Source organism: Brachyspira hampsonii, assembly GCF_001746205.1.
GTDB lineage: Bacteria > Spirochaetota > Brachyspiria > Brachyspirales > Brachyspiraceae > Brachyspira > Brachyspira hampsonii_B.
Window position 1 is genome coordinate 652,450 of the sequence record NZ_MDCO01000001.1, and the last position, 17,519, is coordinate 669,968.

The following is a 17,519-nucleotide window of genomic DNA, read 5'->3' on the forward strand; positions in this document are numbered from 1 at the left end:
AAGATTAATAATTTAAAATAATAAATAACTTATGTTTAGCAATTTTTTAGTAACATAAGTTATTTATATTTTTTAATAATTATAATATATCTTTTATTTCTACAACTTTAGATCCGCTTGAAGGATTATTAACTGTTACTAATTGAATACCTTTTACTGTAGTTTCTACATTTTGAACTTGTGCTATATAATAATAATCAATACCTGTAACAAGTTTATCTCCTAAGTATAGTTCAACATCATAATCATATTCTTTGACTTTTTTAACCAATTTCATTTCTTCTTCTGTTCCTTCTTTTATATTTTTAGTATTACTTACAGCACTGTTAAATAAGTTTATCAATTCATTAGCATATACTGAATCAATTATTCTTATAATGGCTTCATCAGCTTTAGAGCATGTTATTCCGCCAAACATACCTTTCTCCGCGTTTTTAATTATAGTAGTTGCTTTTAAATCACTAATTTTTATATTGCCATTATCATAAGTAACATTTACTATTATTAATTCATAATATGGTACAGAATAAGGTACAACAATTTCACTTCTTGAAATATAAGCATAATTATACCCATGAACCAATTGTCTTCCTAAATAAAGCATTAATTCTCTTCTTACACCTTGCATATTTGTAGCTTCATCAAATATGTGTTGTATTTCTGCACTTACAGCATTTTTTTGAAGAACTTCTATTTCAAAACTTCCTAGCATCATAAAAACTCCTTAAATTTATTCTTGATTAATTAAAATTATAAAGAGTATATATATTATGTAAACTATATATAGTTGGCATATAGTATCTATACAACCGATAACATGACATGTTTCATTTGTAAAAATGAATTGATTAAATAAAATATATAAATATTAAACTTGTTTCAAAAATAAATTATATAGATATTTATAGTATTTCATTATTTAATTTATATAATTAAGTTTTTCGCCCACGCGTTAAAGTAGTTCCATAAAACATGTACAATTAATAATTACAATGCCAACTATGAATTTTAATATTTCTTACCGCGTGCTATAAAAATCCGCAAATTTAAAAAGAACTTGGGCGGGCATTCTTTTATTAATAAAGTAATAAGTATTAATAAAATATTTATTTCAGAGGAAAGTATTTAACCTTAAAGGATGGGCAGTGAGAATAAAATTTTTTGCTTTATTACAATTCCCACCCTCTAGTCTTATTGTTCAATTTTTAAATTTAAATTTTATTTGTCTTTTTAATTTGTCATCATTTATTAAAGCCCACCCAAATTTTGATTACATTTTTAATATTTACAACGCACGCAAAGTTTATTTTTTAATATAGTAAAAATTGTATTGTTAATAGATTTATATTTATTGTTTTATCTACCGTGCGGTGTATAGACTATAAATTTAAATACACTTGGGCGGGTGCTAATAAATTAGAATAAAACATAAAAACAAATAAGATTATAATTGCATAAAGAAATAATAAATCTATAGGGCGGGGAGTTAGAATAAAATTTTTTGATTTATTCTAATTCAACTGTATATAATAGTTGATTAAAAACTACTTGAGAATATTATGTATAAAATTTAGTAATTTATAAATTATAAAAACAATGTTTTATATATCGTATAATTGGTTATTTTAGTATATATAAATATGCAGTCTTTCACCAAAGGTGGGCTTCGCCTGTGCCGCACCTGCCTACGAGAGGTATACTTCGTATGCACGCAGAGCGCAGCATGACTGTGTACTTCATAACTATAATTAAAAAATATTAAATCAAAAATTTATAAATATTAATAATCTCTCTCTATTGTCTCAATCAATTTATTATTAGTGTAATCCAAACCAAAGAAATCAACTACTTCAGAGGTTATATTATCATATATTATTATGTTAACTCCATTAGTAGTTTTTCTTAAGTTACTCCTGCTTATCATTATTCTGTTTCCATTTTCAACTACCAAATCATTGTATTTATTAAGTTCTTTATGATAAAGATAATTAGTTTCACCCATTGAAGAAAATACTAATTTGTTTTTATCTATAACATAAGAAATATTATTGGTATACATTTCATTAGTTATATTGAAATTAGAATAAAGACCTTTTACTACGCTGTCATTAGTGCTGTATTCTCCAAGCATATTTATTACTATGGTATAATTATTAAGATTAGTTATTTTTGTTATATAGTTATGAATATTATCTATGTCTCTAAGATTCATGTCATAAACTCTATTGTATTCATATAAAGCATTTTTATCCCAAGTATTATAATTGCTGTCTCCTTTTCTGTCTGGCAAATCAAAATTATCTTTTAAATATTTTCCTAAAAACGAAGTATATTTTTCTACACCCTTATAATTCAAATGCCCTGCATCATTATAATCAGTCCAAAAATCTAAATCATAATCATCATAATAATGATTAAAATTCATAAAAGGAACATCATACTCTTTTGCAATATCTCCTACCATATTAAAATGCCTAGCCTCATCATCAGTCATAGGAAAAGGAGAAGCTATCACTACTATAGGTATATTATTTGTTTTGGCAAGCTCTAATATTTTTCTGTAATAAGTTTCCTGCTGTTTTAGTAAAGGCAGAGTATCTTTTATATTTTTTATATTGGGCTCTTTAACAGGAAATGTTTTATTATGAAAAGAATAGCCTTTAAAATATTTATAATGATTATAATTATTAGCATAAGGAATAAAATCTTCATCTTTTAAATCTTTGTATCTGTTATGATATCTATACATAGGATTAATAAACTCATCAAATCTGTCTGCAGCAGTAACTTTTAAAGAGTCTATTCTATTTTGAGACCATCTTAATGCATAAGTAGCTGCTACTATCTGATAATCTACAACATTAGTTCTGCTTGCTGCTATGATATAGGACTCTAATGCGATTAATTTTGGCTTTTGATATTTTAATGCTTCAACTAAATAATGATAAGTGCCCCATATAGGCTGACTTCCAGATGTGAAATTATAAGCGGCAATTCCGTACTTATTATATAAAGCAGCGGGATTAATATTGTAATGCACATGACTGCTTCCAAGAATAAGTAAATCTATGCTGTTAGTTTTCTGTTCATAAAAACTGTCGCCCTGATATATACCATTCTCATTTTTAAATCTTAATACTCTGCTGGAAGTCCAAAGTAATATAATAAATACAGCTATAAAGCAAATAATTTTTAATGTGTTTTTTATCATATTATAAACAGCCTATTATTTTTTATATTCGAACTCAAAAAATATAAAAAATTTTTAAATTTATTAATTTTTTTATTCAACTTTTTCCCGCCGCAAAAAGTTGCAAAAAGTGCAAAAATAATATTAAATGTCGCTAACTATATTTTAGACTTGTTTCAAAACTAATTTTATTTATTAATTGTGGATACTGCTACCACTATGCATTCCGACAAAGTCCGCCTCGCGAAGCGTGCCGTAGGCAGGTGTCGGCAGGCGAGAAAAAAAGGACTAAATATTTATATACTAAAATAATAAGTTATACAACTCGTAAAACATTATTTTTGTAATTGATAGATTATAAAAATTTCATATATAATCTTGTCAAGTACTTTTGAAATAAGTCTTTTATATGTATACTAAATTATTAAAACTCTTATATAATAATACCTCCTAAAACTGAAAATATATAAACTGCTTAGGATCAAAGCCTGCACCATATTTGCCGTATATGATTATAAAAAATAATAAGAAAAATATTACAGCCCATCTAAAATACAAGCATTGATTTTTTAAAAACTCATAAATAGTTTCTTTCTTTATATACTTAATAACATCAACTAAAAATAACACTATCAAAGATATTATAAGTATATTCATTTCAAAACTGTCTAATCCCAATTTGTATAAAGATCCGTCAAACAAACGCCATAAATCTATTTTAGTAAACATTCTCTTTATATAATAAAAAGCATCATGTATAGTTTCTGCCCTAAAAAATATCCAAGCCAAATCTACTATTATAAATGTAATAATCACCTCAAGAAGTTTAAAGCTGAAACTTTTTACCTTTACACCAAATTTATTTAAAACATTAGTTCTAAACTTTGAAGTAATATCTTCTATTAAATAGCATATTCCATGAATAGCACCCCAAGCTATGAATGTAAAATTAGCTCCATGCCATAAACCGCTTACTAAAAATGTTAATAATATATTAAAACTTCTTCTTAATTTTGAGCACCTATTTCCGCCCAAAGGTATATAAAGGTAATCTCTAAACCAAGTAGATAATGATATATGCCATCTTCCCCAAAACTCTTTTATACTTCTAGCAAAATAAGGAGTATTAAAGTTTTCCATTAAATCTATTCCCATAACTTTAGCTGTTCCTATTGCTATAAGTGAGTAGCTAGCAAAATCACAGTATATCTGCACTGCGAAAAGTAATGCTGATAATAATAATTCTGATGTGTTATAAATATAATACCTATTAAAAACAGTATCTACCAATATAGAAGCCCTATCTGCTATTACCATTTTCTGAAAATAACCAAAAAGCATTAAAATAAGACCTTCTGTTATTCTTTGATAATCGAATCTTTTTATTTTATCCATATTCTGAATCTGTCCAAGCAAATGCTTTGAACGCTCTATAGGACCTGCAACTAACTGCGGAAAAAATGATACAAACAATGCATACTTGATAATATTTTTTTCAGATTTTATTTCACCTCTGTAAACATCTATAGTGTAACTTAATGCCTGAAATGTATAAAATGATATCCCCACAGGTAAAATTATATCAAAAGGCTTTTCTATTAATTTTATATTAAATGCTGATAAAATCATATTTATATTTAATAGTAAAAAGTCAAAATACTTAAAAAATATTAGTATTGCAATATTTATTATAAAGCTGAAAGCTACGACTATTCTTTTATATTTTAGTTTTTCTATTAATATACCGCTTAAAAAAGTTACTACAGTAGAAGTACCCATTAACAATGCATATTTAGGATTCCAAAACATATAAAATATATAACTTGCTATGAAAAGACAGATATATCTTAACTTTTTTGGAAATATCCAATACAAAATAAGCGTTATAGGAAAAAATATCAAAAAATCGGTAGAATTAAAAAGCATTTATATAACTCATAATAATATAACTAAAATATACATTTATAACTTATAAAACGCTCTATTGTAATATACATTATATAAAAAACTGAATTTAATTTTATATTTTTATACAAATAAATCAATTATTATCTTTTAATTGTGGGATTAATAGCATTGTCTATATATTCCAAATATATATTATCAACTATTTGCTCTGTAAACTTATCATAAATTACCATGTTTATACCATTTTGAGTCCTGATATAATTTACTCTATTAATAGATAATTTTTGTCCATTTTGAACAACCAAATCAGTATAGTTCCCTATATCTTTATGAAATAAATAATTATTAGAGCCAGAAGATGAATATATAAGTTTATTATTATCTATAACATAAGATGCATTTTGTAAGTATATATTATTAATATTAAAATTTGCAGCTATTCTTTGAACTACAGCATCGTTATTTTGATAATTACCAAGCATACTAATACCTATAACATAATTATCAGCATTTTTTACTTTTTCTATGTATTCATTTAAATTTGTATACTGTTTTAATTCAAAGTTATACACATTTTTATATTCATATTTAGCATTCATTTCCCAAGAATAATATTTAGGATCACCTCTTCTGTCTGGCAAATCATAATTCTCTTTTAAATATTTTCCTAAATATTTAGTAAATTTAGCAGCACCTTTATAATTTAAATGATTATGATCAGCAAAGTCTTCAGAAAAATCCAAATTATAATCATCATAATTTAGATTAAAATCAATAAAAGGTACATTATATTCATATGCTATATCTTTAGCTGTATTAAATTTTTTATTATCATCATCACTAAATGAGTATGGTATTAAAATAACTAATATAGGTATATTATTTTCTTTGGCTAACAAAATAAATTTTCTATAATATTTTTCGGAAATATCTGTTATTGGAAGTTTTTCTTCTGTAAAATTATTATTTCTTACAGAATTTTGTATTTGGTATAGCATACTTGATCCTTTACTAAATTTAATATAATCAGATTGAATAAAGTCATCCATTGATAAATATGAATATCTATTATGATATTGATAAAGAGGATTAAAAAATTCATTCCATCTATTTATAGAAATTTGTTGTTTTATCAAATTAATTTTATCTAATGAAAAATTAAAACCAAACATGCCTACCATAAACTCATAATCTGTACGATTTTCATCACGCCAAACCATATACACATCTAATATTATTAATTTAGGTATTTGTGTTTTTAAAGCCTCTTTTAAATGATAAAATGAGCTTAATAGTGTTTGACTTGCTGAAGAAAAATTATAAGATGATATACATATTCATTATATAGTATTGCTGGATTTATACCACAATGAACATGACTACTTCCTATAAATAATATATCTATTGAGTTTTTTGGCTGTTTATAAAACATATAATATTGGTTAAAACCATTATAATCTTTTAATCTTAATACTTTATTTACTGAATAAAGCAATACACAAAATATAAATACAAAAGAAATTATCTTTATAGCTTTTATTTTCATAAAATACTCACATTATTAGAATTGGAAATATATAAACTGCTTAGGGTCAAAGCCTGCTCCATACTTGCCGTAAACAATTATGTAAAAAATCAAAAATAACATCACAAACCATCTGAAATATAGATTTTGTTTATTTAAAAATTCAAATATACTCTCTTTTCTTATGTACTTTACTAAATCAAAAGATATGAGAATAAATAAGGCTATTATTAAAATATTCATCTCAAATATGTTTAAGCCTAAATTATATAAAGTACCGTCAAATAATGTCCATAAATCTATCATAGTAAATATCCTCTGTATATAATAAATAGCATCATGTATGGTCTCTGCTCTAAAAAATATCCAAGCTAAATCTACTATGATAAAAGTAATTATTATTTCTATGAGAGCAAAACTAAAAGCATTTGTTTTTATTTTGAATTTATTTAAATACTTTTCTTTGATAGGTTTTAATTGTTCCTCAATTATATGGAATACTCCATGAATAGCACCCCAAGCTATGAAAGTAAAATTAGCTCCATGCCACAGTCCGCTTACTAAAAATGTTACTAATATATTAAAACTCTTTCTTATATTTGAGCATCTGTTTCCGCCTAATGGAATATAGAGATAATCTCTAAACCAAGTTGATAATGATATATGCCATCTGCCCCAAAACTCTTTTACACTTCTAGCAAAATATGGGGTATTGAAATTTTCCATCAAATTAATACCCATAACTTTAGCAGTTCCTATTGCTATGAGTGAGCAGCTTCCAAAATCGCAGTATATTTGTATGGCAAAAAATACTGCAGCCAAAATCAAAGCCATACTGTTGATTCATAGTATCCATTAAAAATAGTATCTACTAATATTGCTGCTCTGTCCTGCTATTACCATCTTCTGAAAATAACCAAAGAGCATTAAGGTAAGTCCTTCAGTTATTCTATCATAATCGAACCTTTTTACTTTTTCTAAATTCTCTATTTGAATGAGTAAGTTTTTAGAACGCTCTATAGGTCCTGCTACTAATTGAGGAAAGAAAGATACAAACAAAGCATATTTGATGATGTTTTTCTCAGACTTTATTTCTCCTCTGTAAACATCTATAGTGTAGCTTAATGCTTGGAAAGTATAAAAAGATATTCCCACTGGAAGTATTACATCGAAAGGCTTATTTATTAACTGAATATTTAGTGCTGACAAAACTATATTAATATTTTGAAGCAGAAAATCGAAATATTTAAAAAATATAAGTATTGAAAGATTTATTATAAAACTAAAAGCTACAACAGTTCTTTTATATTTTAGTTTTTCTATTAATACACCGCTTAAAAAAGTTACAACAGTGGAAGTACCCATTAACAATGCATACTTAGGATTCCAAAACATATAAAATGTATAGCTTGATATGAATAAACAAATATATCTGTATTTTTTTGGAAATATCCAATATAGAATGAGTGTTATTGGAAAAAATATCATAAACTCTGTGGAATTAAATAACATTATTTAACTCCCAGAAAAAAATGCAAAAGTATTTTATTTGGTTTGGTTTGGTTTGGTTTGGTTTGGTTTGGTTTGGTTTGGTTTGGTTTGGTTTGGTTTGGTTTGGTTTGGTTTGGTTTAAATAAACAAATACTCATAATAGAAAAGCATTATATAGCATAACAAATAAAAATCAATAATCAATAACATGAAAAATATAAAAATATATATAAATCAATTAAAAATACTTGATTTTTTTTATTTATCATGTAAATTATGGTTCAATATCTATAAGGATTTATTTATGAAAAATAAAAAAAATTTCTTTATCTGCCTATTTCCTTTAATTTTTATAGCAATTTTATTAATAATTTTTTCAGTTCTAGGAAGTAATTATAGGACAGGATATTTAAATGAAATAAAATTAATTGAAAATAATACTTATCGTTTTAGAATAAGCTATTATAATAAAGTTTTTAGAAATAGTGATATTTATGTTATGGGGTATATGTAGATACTAAAACAGATATTAAAGATAATAACTTTATCAAAAATATCGAAATGGAAAAAGATGGAAGCCCATACGGTTCATTGACAACTGATAAAACTATAGATATAGAAAAAATTGATAATATAAAATATACTCTAAAAATAAAGAGCATAATATATTTTTATGCTTTTATAATATATATTTTAATTTTTATGTTTTTATATTTTTTTAAAAATATAAAAAATGTATTTGTAATATTTTTTAATTTTATAAAAATAAATAAAAAAATTTCAATGCCTGTATTAGTAATATCATTTGTATTTATAATCTTATTATTAGCTTTAATTATACTAGGCAGTATTGCTAGAACAGGATATTTAAATAATATATCATTGATTGCTAATAATACTTATCGTTTTAGAATAAGCTATCATGATAAAGTTTTTAGAAACAGTGATATTTATGATGTATATTTAGATACTAAAAAAACTATTAATGATAATGACTTTATTAAAGATATTAAAATGGATAAAAAAGGAAGTCCTTTTGGTACTTTAATAACTGATAAAGCTATAGATACAGAAAAAATTGATAATATAAAATATACTCTAAAAATAAAAGAAATAATATATTTATACGCACTTATAATATATTTATTCTCAATATTTTTGTTTTATGGAATTTGGCTAGTAAAAGAAAATAAACTTGTTTTAGTATCAGCATCTTTATTAATCATAATACAAATATTTATATATTTCTCACTATATAATTATTTTAGATTAATTTAATAAATTATTATTATATAAGTATTGATAAAAAAATAAAAATGCTGTATCATTTTCAGCATAAATTGGGGAGCTTGAAAAGGCTGAGAGGAAGTTTACATAATTTTATTGTTAAAAAACTTCGACCCTTATAACCTGTTTGGGTAATGCCAGCGTAGGGAATTATCTCTTTTATTAATTTTTCAAATACAGCTAATAAAATGAGACCTTTTCTAAAGTTGGTCTTGTTTTATTAAAAATATCAAGCAAGACTAAAAATTTAAATAAAACAAAACAAACGGCGTTATAAAAATCTCTATTTTTTTTAATATAAGGAGCTTTTTATGACTTCAAAACAAATATTTATCATTATATTATTTTTATTTATATCGTTCATATCTTGTAAAAAACAAGCGAAAAATATCAAAGATGAAATCACTGTAAATTTGGGTTATGAACTCAATACTATAGACCCCACTTTAAATGATGAAACTTATGGATATATTTATATTAATCATGCCTTTGAAGGACTTCTTAATAAAGATATAAACGGCAATATTGTAGGAGGCGTTGCTGAAAGTTTTGATATAAGCGACGACAAATTAACATATACATTCCATTTAAGAGATAATGCAAAATGGAGCGACGGTAAAAAAGTAACAGCTAATGATTTTGTTTATTCTTATAGAAGAGCAGCAGATCCAAAAACAGCTTCTCCATTAAGTTATTTAATGGAATATATAAAAAATGCCAAAGACATAATAAGAGGCAAACAAAGCGTAGAAAATCTAGGAGTTAAGGCAATAGATGAAAATACATTAGTGATAGAACTTGAAGAACCTACAATATATTTTACTGATTTACTTGCTTCTGGAGGCGTATATATGCCTGTAAGAGAGGATATAATAAAAAAATACGGTGATGATTGGACTTGGAATCCTGATACTTATATAGGAAATGGGGCTTATAAAATGACAGAAAGAAAACCTGATGAAAAAATAGTTTTTGAAATTAATACTAATTATTGGAATTATACAAATCAAGTTGCTAAAAAAATAAATTTCGTTTTGATAGCTGATGAATATATTTCACTTAATGCTGTAAGAACAGGAGATATTGATTTTTCTATAAATGCCCCTCCTATTGGAGAGATAGAAAATCTTATAAAAGAAAATCTAATGGCAGTAAGTGATATTATAGGAACTTATTATATAGACTTAAATACTAGAGATAAAACACTGTCTGATAAAAGAGTAAGAAAAGCATTATCATTAGCAATAGACAGAAACTATATAGTATCAAATATAGGATATGGTAAATTAATATCCGCAGAGGCATTCATACCTCCTGCAGTAAAAGGACTTGAAAAATCATTCAGAGAAGAAAGCAGTAATTATATAATAGCGAATAATTATAATCAAAATGTTGAAGAGGCAAGAAAATTATTAGCTGAGGCAGGATACCCAAATGGAGAAAACTTTCCTATTTTAGAGCTAAAAGTATCATCAGGATTTTATACTACAGTTATGGAAGCAGTACAGCAAATGTGGAAAGAAGCACTTAATATAGAAATAGCTGTAAGAACAGAAGAATCAAAAATAACTTTGCCTTTTAGAGAATCTGGAAATTACCAAATGGCTAGAACAAGCTGGACAGGCGATTATAATGATCCTCTTACTATGCTTCAGATTATGACAAGCTACAGTGATATCAATTACGGAGGCTTTTCAAATGAAAGATACGATTCTTTAATAGATTTTGCCATTACCGCAACAAATGCTAAAGAGCGAATGGATGCATTAAAAGAAGCAGAATCTATACTTTTTGAAGAAGTACCTATTATACCTTTTATATATAGAACTGACTTTTTGGTAGTTAACCCAAAATTAAAAAATTATATTGATGAGCCTTTGGGCAGATACAAATTTAACTATGCGTATATAGAAAAATAATATTTAAATAAAATATAAAAATTTAATTAAATAATAATTTATCACAAAAGGAAAATAAAATGAAATTTTCAGAAATGGTATGGAAAAAAAATGAAGAGCTATATAAAAAAATAATTGATATGCCGTTTAATAAAGAACTTATGGAAGGTACTTTGGATAAAGGAAAATTTGCCTACTATATAGAACAAGACAGCCTATATTTAAAATACTACTCTAAAGTATTAGCCATAATATCTTCAAAAATAAATAATAATGCAGATTATGCCATTGCTTTTTTAAAATCATCTATGAATGCCTATATAGTAGAAGAAGAAATTGTACATAAATATTTCAGAGATACTTTTAAATTAGAAAATACAAATAAAATTACAACTGCCAATCTAGGTTATACAAGTTTTTTAATTAATACAGCTCATACTGAAGCATTTGAGGCTTCTGCTGCTTCCATACTTCCATGCTTTTGGATATATAATGAAGTAGGAAAATACATAAAAGAAAATGCCAAAATAGAAAATAATCCATACAAAAACTGGATTGATGCTTATGCCGATGAAGAGTTTTCAAAATCAACAGAGAATATGATTAAAATTATTGATGATTTATATAATAATGCTTCTGATTATGTTAAAGAAAAAATGATAGTTTCTTTTGATATAGCATTTGTTTGGGAGTACAGATTTTGGAATGATGCTTATAATTTAGATGATTTCTATAATGTGTGAAATTTATTTAAATAAATTAAGTTAACTAATTGAAATTTAATTCCCTGTATGATATAATAATTTATACATATAGTGGGTATACAATGAATAATACTTTAACCTTAATAGTAGGACTTATACTAACTTTTATAATATTAAATGCTATAAGAAAAATTATCTTTAATATAAGAAGTAAAGGAAAATTCAAAAACATAAATGTAAATGATGCTGTTTCCATTTATAAAAATAATAAAAATATAGGCTTAATAGATGTTAGAAGTTATATGGAAGTTCAGCAAAGCGGATATATAAAAAACAGTATTAATATTCCTTTAGATGATTCTAAATTCAATGAAAAAATGTCTAAACTCGATAAAAACAAAGAGTACATAGTTTATTGTGCAAGCGGAAATCGTTCTGGTGCAGCTTGTATGCGTATGTATAAATTGGGATTTACAAATATTAATAATCTCACTCATGCAGGATATTTTCAGCTTTCATCATATTTAAAATAAATTTTAATTTGTAAAAAATCTTCCCTTTATTAAAAATTTTAATATATAAAAAAGCGAAGCTAATGAAAATTAACTTCGCTTTGAATATTATAAATATAAGATATTAGTGTTTAAAATGTCTTATACCAGTAAATACCATAGCGATGCCATGTTCATTGCAGGCTTCTATTGATTCTTTATCTCTTATAGATCCGCCGGGCTGAATTATAGCTTTGATATTATATTTAGCACAAGCATCAACAACATCTCTGAATGGGAAGAAAGCATCAGATGCCATTACAACTCCATCTCCAGCACGTTCCAAAGCATCTTCGCATGCCCATATTCTATTAGTCTGTCCGCTTCCTATACCTTTAGCCATAAAGTCTTTTATCACTACTATGGCATTTGATTTAGCATATTTTACAACCTTCATACCAAATATTAAATTTTTCATCTCTTCTTCAGTAGGTTTTTTCTCAGTTACAACTTTATAATCTTCAACTAAAACACTATCCTCATCTTGAACAAGTAATCCTCCATCTACTTTAACAAGATTGATTTTATCGCTTGTGTTAGTTTTGTATTTTATTATTCTTAAATTATTTTTTGTTTTTAATACTTCCAAAGCCTCTTTAGTAAAGTCTTTAGCAATAACAATTTCCAAAAATATTTTAACAAGTTCTTTTGCTGTTTCCTCATCTACTGTACTATTAAAAGCAACAATGCCTCCGAATATAGAAGTAGGATCGCAGTTATAAGTTCTAGTATAAGCTTCAAGTACATTAGAACCTAAAGCAGCACCGCAAGGAGTAGAATGCTTTATTGCCGAACAGGCATATTCATTTTTAGCTTCATCAAATTCAAGCACTATTTTTAAAGCTATATCCATATCTCTAATATTATTAAATGAAAGCTCTTTTCCGTTTAACTGCTCAAAATCTTTCATAGAGCCTTTATCTGTAGTTGATACATAGTAGCTTGCTCCCTGATGAGGATTCTCTCCGTATCTTAATTTCTCCTGCAATCTATAAGACATATTTAGATAATTAAGTTTTTTATCTTCTTTATTTTCTAATGAATTAAACATAAACTCTGACACTGCAGCATCATAAGCAGAAGTTAAATTAAATACTTTAGAAGCTAAATATTTTTTAGTCTCAAAACTAACTTCTCCTTTTTCCATTTCATTTTTAACTAAATCATAATCTTTAACATCGCTTATAACCACAACATCCTTAAAAGATTTAGCAGCAGAACGAAGCATTGTAGGTCCGCCTATATCTATAAACTCTATTTTCTCTTCAAACTTCAAACTGTCATCTTGCACCTTTTCAAAGAAAGGATAAAGATTAACTATCACCATATCAATAGGAGTTATTCCTCTCTCCTTAATAGTTTCCATATGAGTAGGATTGTCTCTTATAGCAAGTATTGCTCCATGTATTTTAGGGTCTAAAGTTTTTACTCTGCCGTCAAGCATTTCTTTAGCACCTGTAACTTCAGCAACCTCTATAACATTTATGCCATTCTCTTTTAAATATTTATAAGTTCCTCCTGTAGAAACTATTTCCACATTTTTTGAAGCTAAGAACTTAGCGAACTCTAATATTCCGTCTTTATAAAATACGGATATCAATGCTCTTTTAATCATTGCAGCAACTCCTAATAATAGTTTTTAATAATTTTTATTATTTTGAAAAATAAAAATGATAATACATTATAATATAAAATGTATTATTGTAAATATTATTCATTGAAAGTCTATTAATTTTATAACAAATAACCTTTTCATCGCAAGCATCAATATTGAAACCCGCCCACCCTCTGTTTTACTTTCTAATTATTTATCAATTCATCATATTTGGAATTATTTACTAAGATAGAATCTTCTAAATCTTTCTGTACTTTTTTCAAGCCGGATAGTTCTTTAAAATTCTTGAGATTCTGTTCAAGCATTATGCTATTATAATTAGCATTATTCTTTTCTATTTTTTCATCTACGCTGTTTGATAATTCTTCTTTGATATTATTTAAATTCTCTTTCTCTTCTTCTAGGAATTTAGTTTGTTCTTCTCTTGCTTCTTCTACTCTAGTATTTAAACTGTCTATTTCTTTTTTATTATCTTCTGTTTTACTTTCTAATCGATTTATTAATTCATCATATTTAGAATTATTTACTAAGATAGAATCTTCTAAATCTTTCTGTACTTTTTTCAAGCCGGATAGTTCTTTAAAATTCTTGAGATTCTGTTCAAGCATTATACTGTTATAATTAGCATTATTCTTTTCTATTTTTTCATCTATCTTTTCATCTACACTATTAGATAGTTCTTCTTTGAGATTATTTAAATTCTCTTTCTCTTCTTCTAAGAATTTAGTTTGCTCTTCTCTTGCTTCTTCTACTCTAGTATTTAAGCTGTCTATCTCTTTTTTATTATCTTCTGTTTTTGCTCCTAATTGATTTATTAATTCATCATATTTGGAATTATTTTCATTAACTGAAGCATAAACTGTATTAGAAATATTTTCTTTTATACTATTTTCCAAATCTTTATAATTTTTCTTAAATCTGATACGCCCACCCGCCCAAAATTTTTTCTGAGAAAGCACTTATATATAGTTATCATAATTGTAATTTTATGTTAACTATGATATAATAAATTCTTATATATATATTATTAATCTTAATATAATATTCCATTAAAAATAAGGGTTAGTTTATGAAACATTTCTTATATTTTTGTTTTATTTTTGTTATTCTCATAAGTAATGTATATGCAGCGGTAACTGTAGATTTCAGATTATTTTCAAGTTCCTATGCATATAATGCTGAAAATTTATTATGGCAGGATACAAGAACAACATTAACATATTTTGAAAACTTTACAGAAGGTGCTTTTGATATAAAGTTTAATGATTTTATTAGCTTAAGAGTTGGGGCTTCAATATTTTTCCCATTTACATTTGAATTTCCTCAAGGAATAAGAGTTTTTCCTGTAGTTACAACACAATTATCTAATGAATATATATCCTTGAGAATAGGTACAATGACAGGAGGACATAATTTACCATCACCTATAAGAGATCCTTTAATGGATATGACGCCTGTTGTGAGATCTACTCCAGACAACACATTAATAGCAAAGGGACCTGAAGAATATAAATATAATGAACCTTTCACACATGGATATTATGAGTACGGTGCTTCTTTTGAATGGTTTAAAGGAGGAAGAGGAGAAGTATATATGAATTGGCAAATACAGCATAATGCCAAACATAGAGAAAGATTCGATGTAGGATTAATATATGCTATGGATTTTGTCCATGATATAGCAACACCATACGCGGCAGTACACTATTGGCATAATGGAGGACATGAATATCCATTCGTAGAAGGTTCGCCTGCTATTACAGAAAATTATGTCGGGGCTATTGGTATTAATAGTTATTATTTATCTATACTTTATATGGCTTCTTATAATCTTCCTGACAGAGATAATGAGCCCGGAGTATTCGGACATGGACTTTTCTTAAGAGGAACAATCCCTGTTATGACTTGGTTTGAAATAGAGCCTATAATATTTGTTTCAGGGTGGTATATAGATAAAAAGCATAAATTTATAAGTGTTGAAGGAGATCCTTTCTATAGAGTACCTTTCTATTTCGGACTTAATTTGAAGAAGGACTTCGTATTTGATAATGGTATAGTATTAGGACTTGCTCTAGTTAATGGATTATTCTTAAACGAAAAAAATGAAATAGGAATAAGATACGATCAAAGTTTGCAGTTTGATTTTACATATTTAGTACCGGTAAAACAGTAATTTATAATTTTGATTATTGCAGCGATGAACTAGAATATATTCAGTTTATCGCTGTTATTATAATATATCAAAATTACATTGATTAATGCTTATAATTAATATTATTAAATTATAGTTTAGCTTAATTACTAAATATACTTATTCTTTTTATAATACCATGAATATTATAAATAAAAATGCAGAAATTTATAATAGTTAAAATAATATAAAATATTTTATTAATGCACATTGCTTCATTAATAAAAGCTGCACACATAAGCCTTTTTTTATTTTTAGTATCAACAGCACGCGGTGAATAGATTTTAAATTTATAGTGTGAATTTTGATTATTTACTAGATTTATTTTTAGAGCAAGTTTAACTCGTGTTGAATTAGCCATAATTATCAAAAATCATATAAATATTTGCTAGTCATAAAACAAGTAATTTTTTTATAACTCAAATATAATTTTTAGCATTCTAACAATTTTTAATTTTAATTTTTCAATATTTATTATATAATAGTTTTAGAATATTAAATAACTAAATATAAAAACATCTAGTATACGATAACATTATATAGTATTTTAATAAGCAAATTTATTATAAAGTAATAATAAAAAATAATTTTAAGGAGTGATGTTTATATGAAAGAATATATCTTATTTACAAGAAGAAGTATAAGAAAATATATTAAAGGCAAACAAGTTGAAGATGAAAAAATAGAATATATGCTTAAAGCGGCAATGTATGCTCCTTCTGCTAACAATAGAAGAAATTGGGAGTTTATAGTAGTAAAAAATAGGGAAACACTAGATAAAATTATGAACTTTCACCCTTATGCCAAAATGCTTGATACAGCTACTTTAGCTATAGTTGTATGCGGGGATTTATCTGATGAATCTGGAAAACTTTATTGGCAGCAAAACTGTTCTGCAGCTTTAGAAAATCTAATGCTTGCCGCAAAGGCTAAAGATTTAGGAAGTGTATGGATAGGTATTGCACCTCGCGAAGAGAGAATGAATGAAATTATAAACCTTTTTAATCTGCCTGAACATATAAAGCCTTTAGGACTTGTTGTTATAGGATATCCGGATGGAGAGCCTCAAATGCCGGATAGATTTGAGCCAAATAAAATACATTATGAAAAGTATTGATTATTAATAATTAAAAGCAATTAATATAAATAAAAAAATTAA

General features: G+C 25.9%; 16 protein-coding genes and 1 riboswitch. Of the genes, 7 read left to right on the top strand and 9 right to left on the bottom strand.

Annotated elements, in window-relative coordinates; translation table 11 throughout:
• Positions 1 to 79 precede the first annotated feature (79 nt).
• From BFL38_RS02940 to BFL38_RS15350, 7 genes are all read right to left on the bottom strand, one after another.
• Positions 80 to 715 carry a hypothetical protein gene (locus BFL38_RS02940; RefSeq protein ID WP_368664523.1) on the bottom strand — a complete coding sequence of 212 codons (636 nt, stop codon included), beginning with the start codon at positions 713 to 715 and terminating at the stop codon, positions 80 to 82.
• A 1,065-nt stretch (positions 716 to 1,780) separates the two neighbouring features.
• On the bottom strand, positions 1,781 to 3,211 hold the full coding sequence (locus tag BFL38_RS02945) for an SGNH/GDSL hydrolase family protein (protein ID WP_069725637.1): 1,431 nt from the start codon (positions 3,209 to 3,211) through the stop codon (positions 1,781 to 1,783).
• 429 nt (positions 3,212 to 3,640) lie between these two features.
• A complete protein-coding gene (locus BFL38_RS02950) occupies positions 3,641 to 5,116 on the bottom strand; it encodes an MBOAT family O-acyltransferase (RefSeq protein ID WP_069725638.1) in 1,476 nt (491 codons plus the stop codon).
• 122 nt (positions 5,117 to 5,238) lie between these two features.
• Positions 5,239 to 6,318 carry an SGNH/GDSL hydrolase family protein gene (locus BFL38_RS02955; RefSeq protein ID WP_256097177.1) on the bottom strand — a complete coding sequence of 360 codons (1,080 nt, stop codon included), beginning with the start codon at positions 6,316 to 6,318 and terminating at the stop codon, positions 5,239 to 5,241.
• A gap of 68 nt (positions 6,319 to 6,386) precedes the next feature.
• The gene (locus BFL38_RS15340) at positions 6,387 to 6,644 is read right to left on the bottom strand and encodes a hypothetical protein (protein WP_256097178.1); all 258 of its coding nucleotides are present in this window, start codon (positions 6,642 to 6,644) and stop codon (positions 6,387 to 6,389) included.
• A 15-nt stretch (positions 6,645 to 6,659) separates the two neighbouring features.
• A complete protein-coding gene (locus BFL38_RS15345; RefSeq protein ID WP_256097179.1) occupies positions 6,660 to 7,457 on the bottom strand; it encodes an MBOAT family O-acyltransferase in 798 nt (265 codons plus the stop codon).
• Positions 7,458 to 7,478: 21 nt separating this feature from the next.
• On the bottom strand, positions 7,479 to 8,135 hold the full coding sequence (locus tag BFL38_RS15350) for an MBOAT family O-acyltransferase (RefSeq protein WP_256097180.1): 657 nt from the start codon (positions 8,133 to 8,135) through the stop codon (positions 7,479 to 7,481).
• A 283-nt stretch (positions 8,136 to 8,418) separates the two neighbouring features.
• On the opposite strand from BFL38_RS15350, the gene BFL38_RS15355 reads away from it, so the two are divergent.
• From BFL38_RS15355 to BFL38_RS02980, 5 genes are all read left to right on the top strand, one after another.
• Positions 8,419 to 8,628: a hypothetical protein gene (locus BFL38_RS15355; protein WP_256097181.1), complete on the top strand. Its 210-nt coding sequence runs from the start codon at positions 8,419 to 8,421 to the stop codon at positions 8,626 to 8,628.
• Positions 8,629 to 8,675: 47 nt separating this feature from the next.
• A complete protein-coding gene (locus tag BFL38_RS02965) occupies positions 8,676 to 9,392 on the top strand; it encodes a hypothetical protein (protein ID WP_256097182.1) in 717 nt (238 codons plus the stop codon).
• 53 nt (positions 9,393 to 9,445) lie between these two features.
• Positions 9,446 to 9,567: riboswitch (TPP riboswitch) on the top strand.
• A 145-nt stretch (positions 9,568 to 9,712) separates the two neighbouring features.
• Entirely contained in the window at positions 9,713 to 11,320 is a 1,608-nt protein-coding gene (locus BFL38_RS02970) for a peptide ABC transporter substrate-binding protein (protein ID WP_069725639.1), read from the top strand.
• Positions 11,321 to 11,379: 59 nt separating this feature from the next.
• Positions 11,380 to 12,042: a TenA family protein gene (locus tag BFL38_RS02975; RefSeq protein ID WP_069725640.1), complete on the top strand. Its 663-nt coding sequence runs from the start codon at positions 11,380 to 11,382 to the stop codon at positions 12,040 to 12,042.
• Positions 12,043 to 12,125: 83 nt separating this feature from the next.
• Positions 12,126 to 12,536 carry a rhodanese-like domain-containing protein gene (locus BFL38_RS02980; protein ID WP_069725641.1) on the top strand — a complete coding sequence of 137 codons (411 nt, stop codon included), beginning with the start codon at positions 12,126 to 12,128 and terminating at the stop codon, positions 12,534 to 12,536.
• A gap of 103 nt (positions 12,537 to 12,639) precedes the next feature.
• Here BFL38_RS02980 and purH read toward each other — a convergent pair whose 3' ends face one another.
• On the bottom strand, positions 12,640 to 14,169 hold the full coding sequence (gene purH, locus BFL38_RS02985; RefSeq protein WP_069725642.1) for a bifunctional phosphoribosylaminoimidazolecarboxamide formyltransferase/IMP cyclohydrolase: 1,530 nt from the start codon (positions 14,167 to 14,169) through the stop codon (positions 12,640 to 12,642).
• Between the two features lie 185 nt (positions 14,170 to 14,354).
• Positions 14,355 to 15,065 (bottom strand): hypothetical protein, encoded by a 711-nt coding sequence (locus tag BFL38_RS02990; protein WP_176720536.1) that lies wholly within the window; start codon positions 15,063 to 15,065, stop codon positions 14,355 to 14,357.
• Positions 15,066 to 15,238: 173 nt separating this feature from the next.
• On the opposite strand from BFL38_RS02990, the gene BFL38_RS02995 reads away from it, so the two are divergent.
• Positions 15,239 to 16,342 (top strand): hypothetical protein, encoded by a 1,104-nt coding sequence (locus tag BFL38_RS02995; protein ID WP_069725644.1) that lies wholly within the window; start codon positions 15,239 to 15,241, stop codon positions 16,340 to 16,342.
• 625 nt (positions 16,343 to 16,967) lie between these two features.
• Positions 16,968 to 17,477, top strand: coding sequence for a nitroreductase family protein (locus BFL38_RS03005; RefSeq protein ID WP_069725646.1), 510 nt, complete (start codon positions 16,968 to 16,970; stop codon positions 17,475 to 17,477).
• Positions 17,478 to 17,519 lie beyond the last annotated feature (42 nt).

Excerpts from the sequence above, each read along its gene's own strand:
- BFL38_RS02940 (WP_368664523.1), bottom strand. The coding sequence starts at position 715 with ATGATGCTAGGAAGTTTTGAAATAGAAGTTCTTCAAAAAAATGCTGTA.
- BFL38_RS02945 (WP_069725637.1), bottom strand. The coding sequence starts at position 3,211 with ATGATAAAAAACACATTAAAAATTATTTGCTTTATAGCTGTATTTATT.
- BFL38_RS02950 (WP_069725638.1), bottom strand. The coding sequence starts at position 5,116 with ATGCTTTTTAATTCTACCGATTTTTTGATATTTTTTCCTATAACGCTT.
- BFL38_RS02955 (WP_256097177.1), bottom strand. The coding sequence starts at position 6,318 with ATGGTTTGGCGTGATGAAAATCGTACAGATTATGAGTTTATGGTAGGC.
- BFL38_RS15340 (WP_256097178.1), bottom strand. The coding sequence starts at position 6,644 with ATGAAAATAAAAGCTATAAAGATAATTTCTTTTGTATTTATATTTTGT.
- BFL38_RS15345 (WP_256097179.1), bottom strand. The coding sequence starts at position 7,457 with ATGGCTTTGATTTTGGCTGCAGTATTTTTTGCCATACAAATATACTGC.
- BFL38_RS15350 (WP_256097180.1), bottom strand. The coding sequence starts at position 8,135 with ATGTTATTTAATTCCACAGAGTTTATGATATTTTTTCCAATAACACTC.
- BFL38_RS15355 (WP_256097181.1), top strand. The coding sequence starts at position 8,419 with ATGAAAAATAAAAAAAATTTCTTTATCTGCCTATTTCCTTTAATTTTT.
- BFL38_RS02965 (WP_256097182.1), top strand. The coding sequence starts at position 8,676 with ATGGAAAAAGATGGAAGCCCATACGGTTCATTGACAACTGATAAAACT.
- BFL38_RS02970 (WP_069725639.1), top strand. The coding sequence starts at position 9,713 with ATGACTTCAAAACAAATATTTATCATTATATTATTTTTATTTATATCG.
- BFL38_RS02975 (WP_069725640.1), top strand. The coding sequence starts at position 11,380 with ATGAAATTTTCAGAAATGGTATGGAAAAAAAATGAAGAGCTATATAAA.
- BFL38_RS02980 (WP_069725641.1), top strand. The coding sequence starts at position 12,126 with ATGAATAATACTTTAACCTTAATAGTAGGACTTATACTAACTTTTATA.
- purH (WP_069725642.1), bottom strand. The coding sequence starts at position 14,169 with ATGATTAAAAGAGCATTGATATCCGTATTTTATAAAGACGGAATATTA.
- BFL38_RS02995 (WP_069725644.1), top strand. The coding sequence starts at position 15,239 with ATGAAACATTTCTTATATTTTTGTTTTATTTTTGTTATTCTCATAAGT.
- BFL38_RS03005 (WP_069725646.1), top strand. The coding sequence starts at position 16,968 with ATGAAAGAATATATCTTATTTACAAGAAGAAGTATAAGAAAATATATT.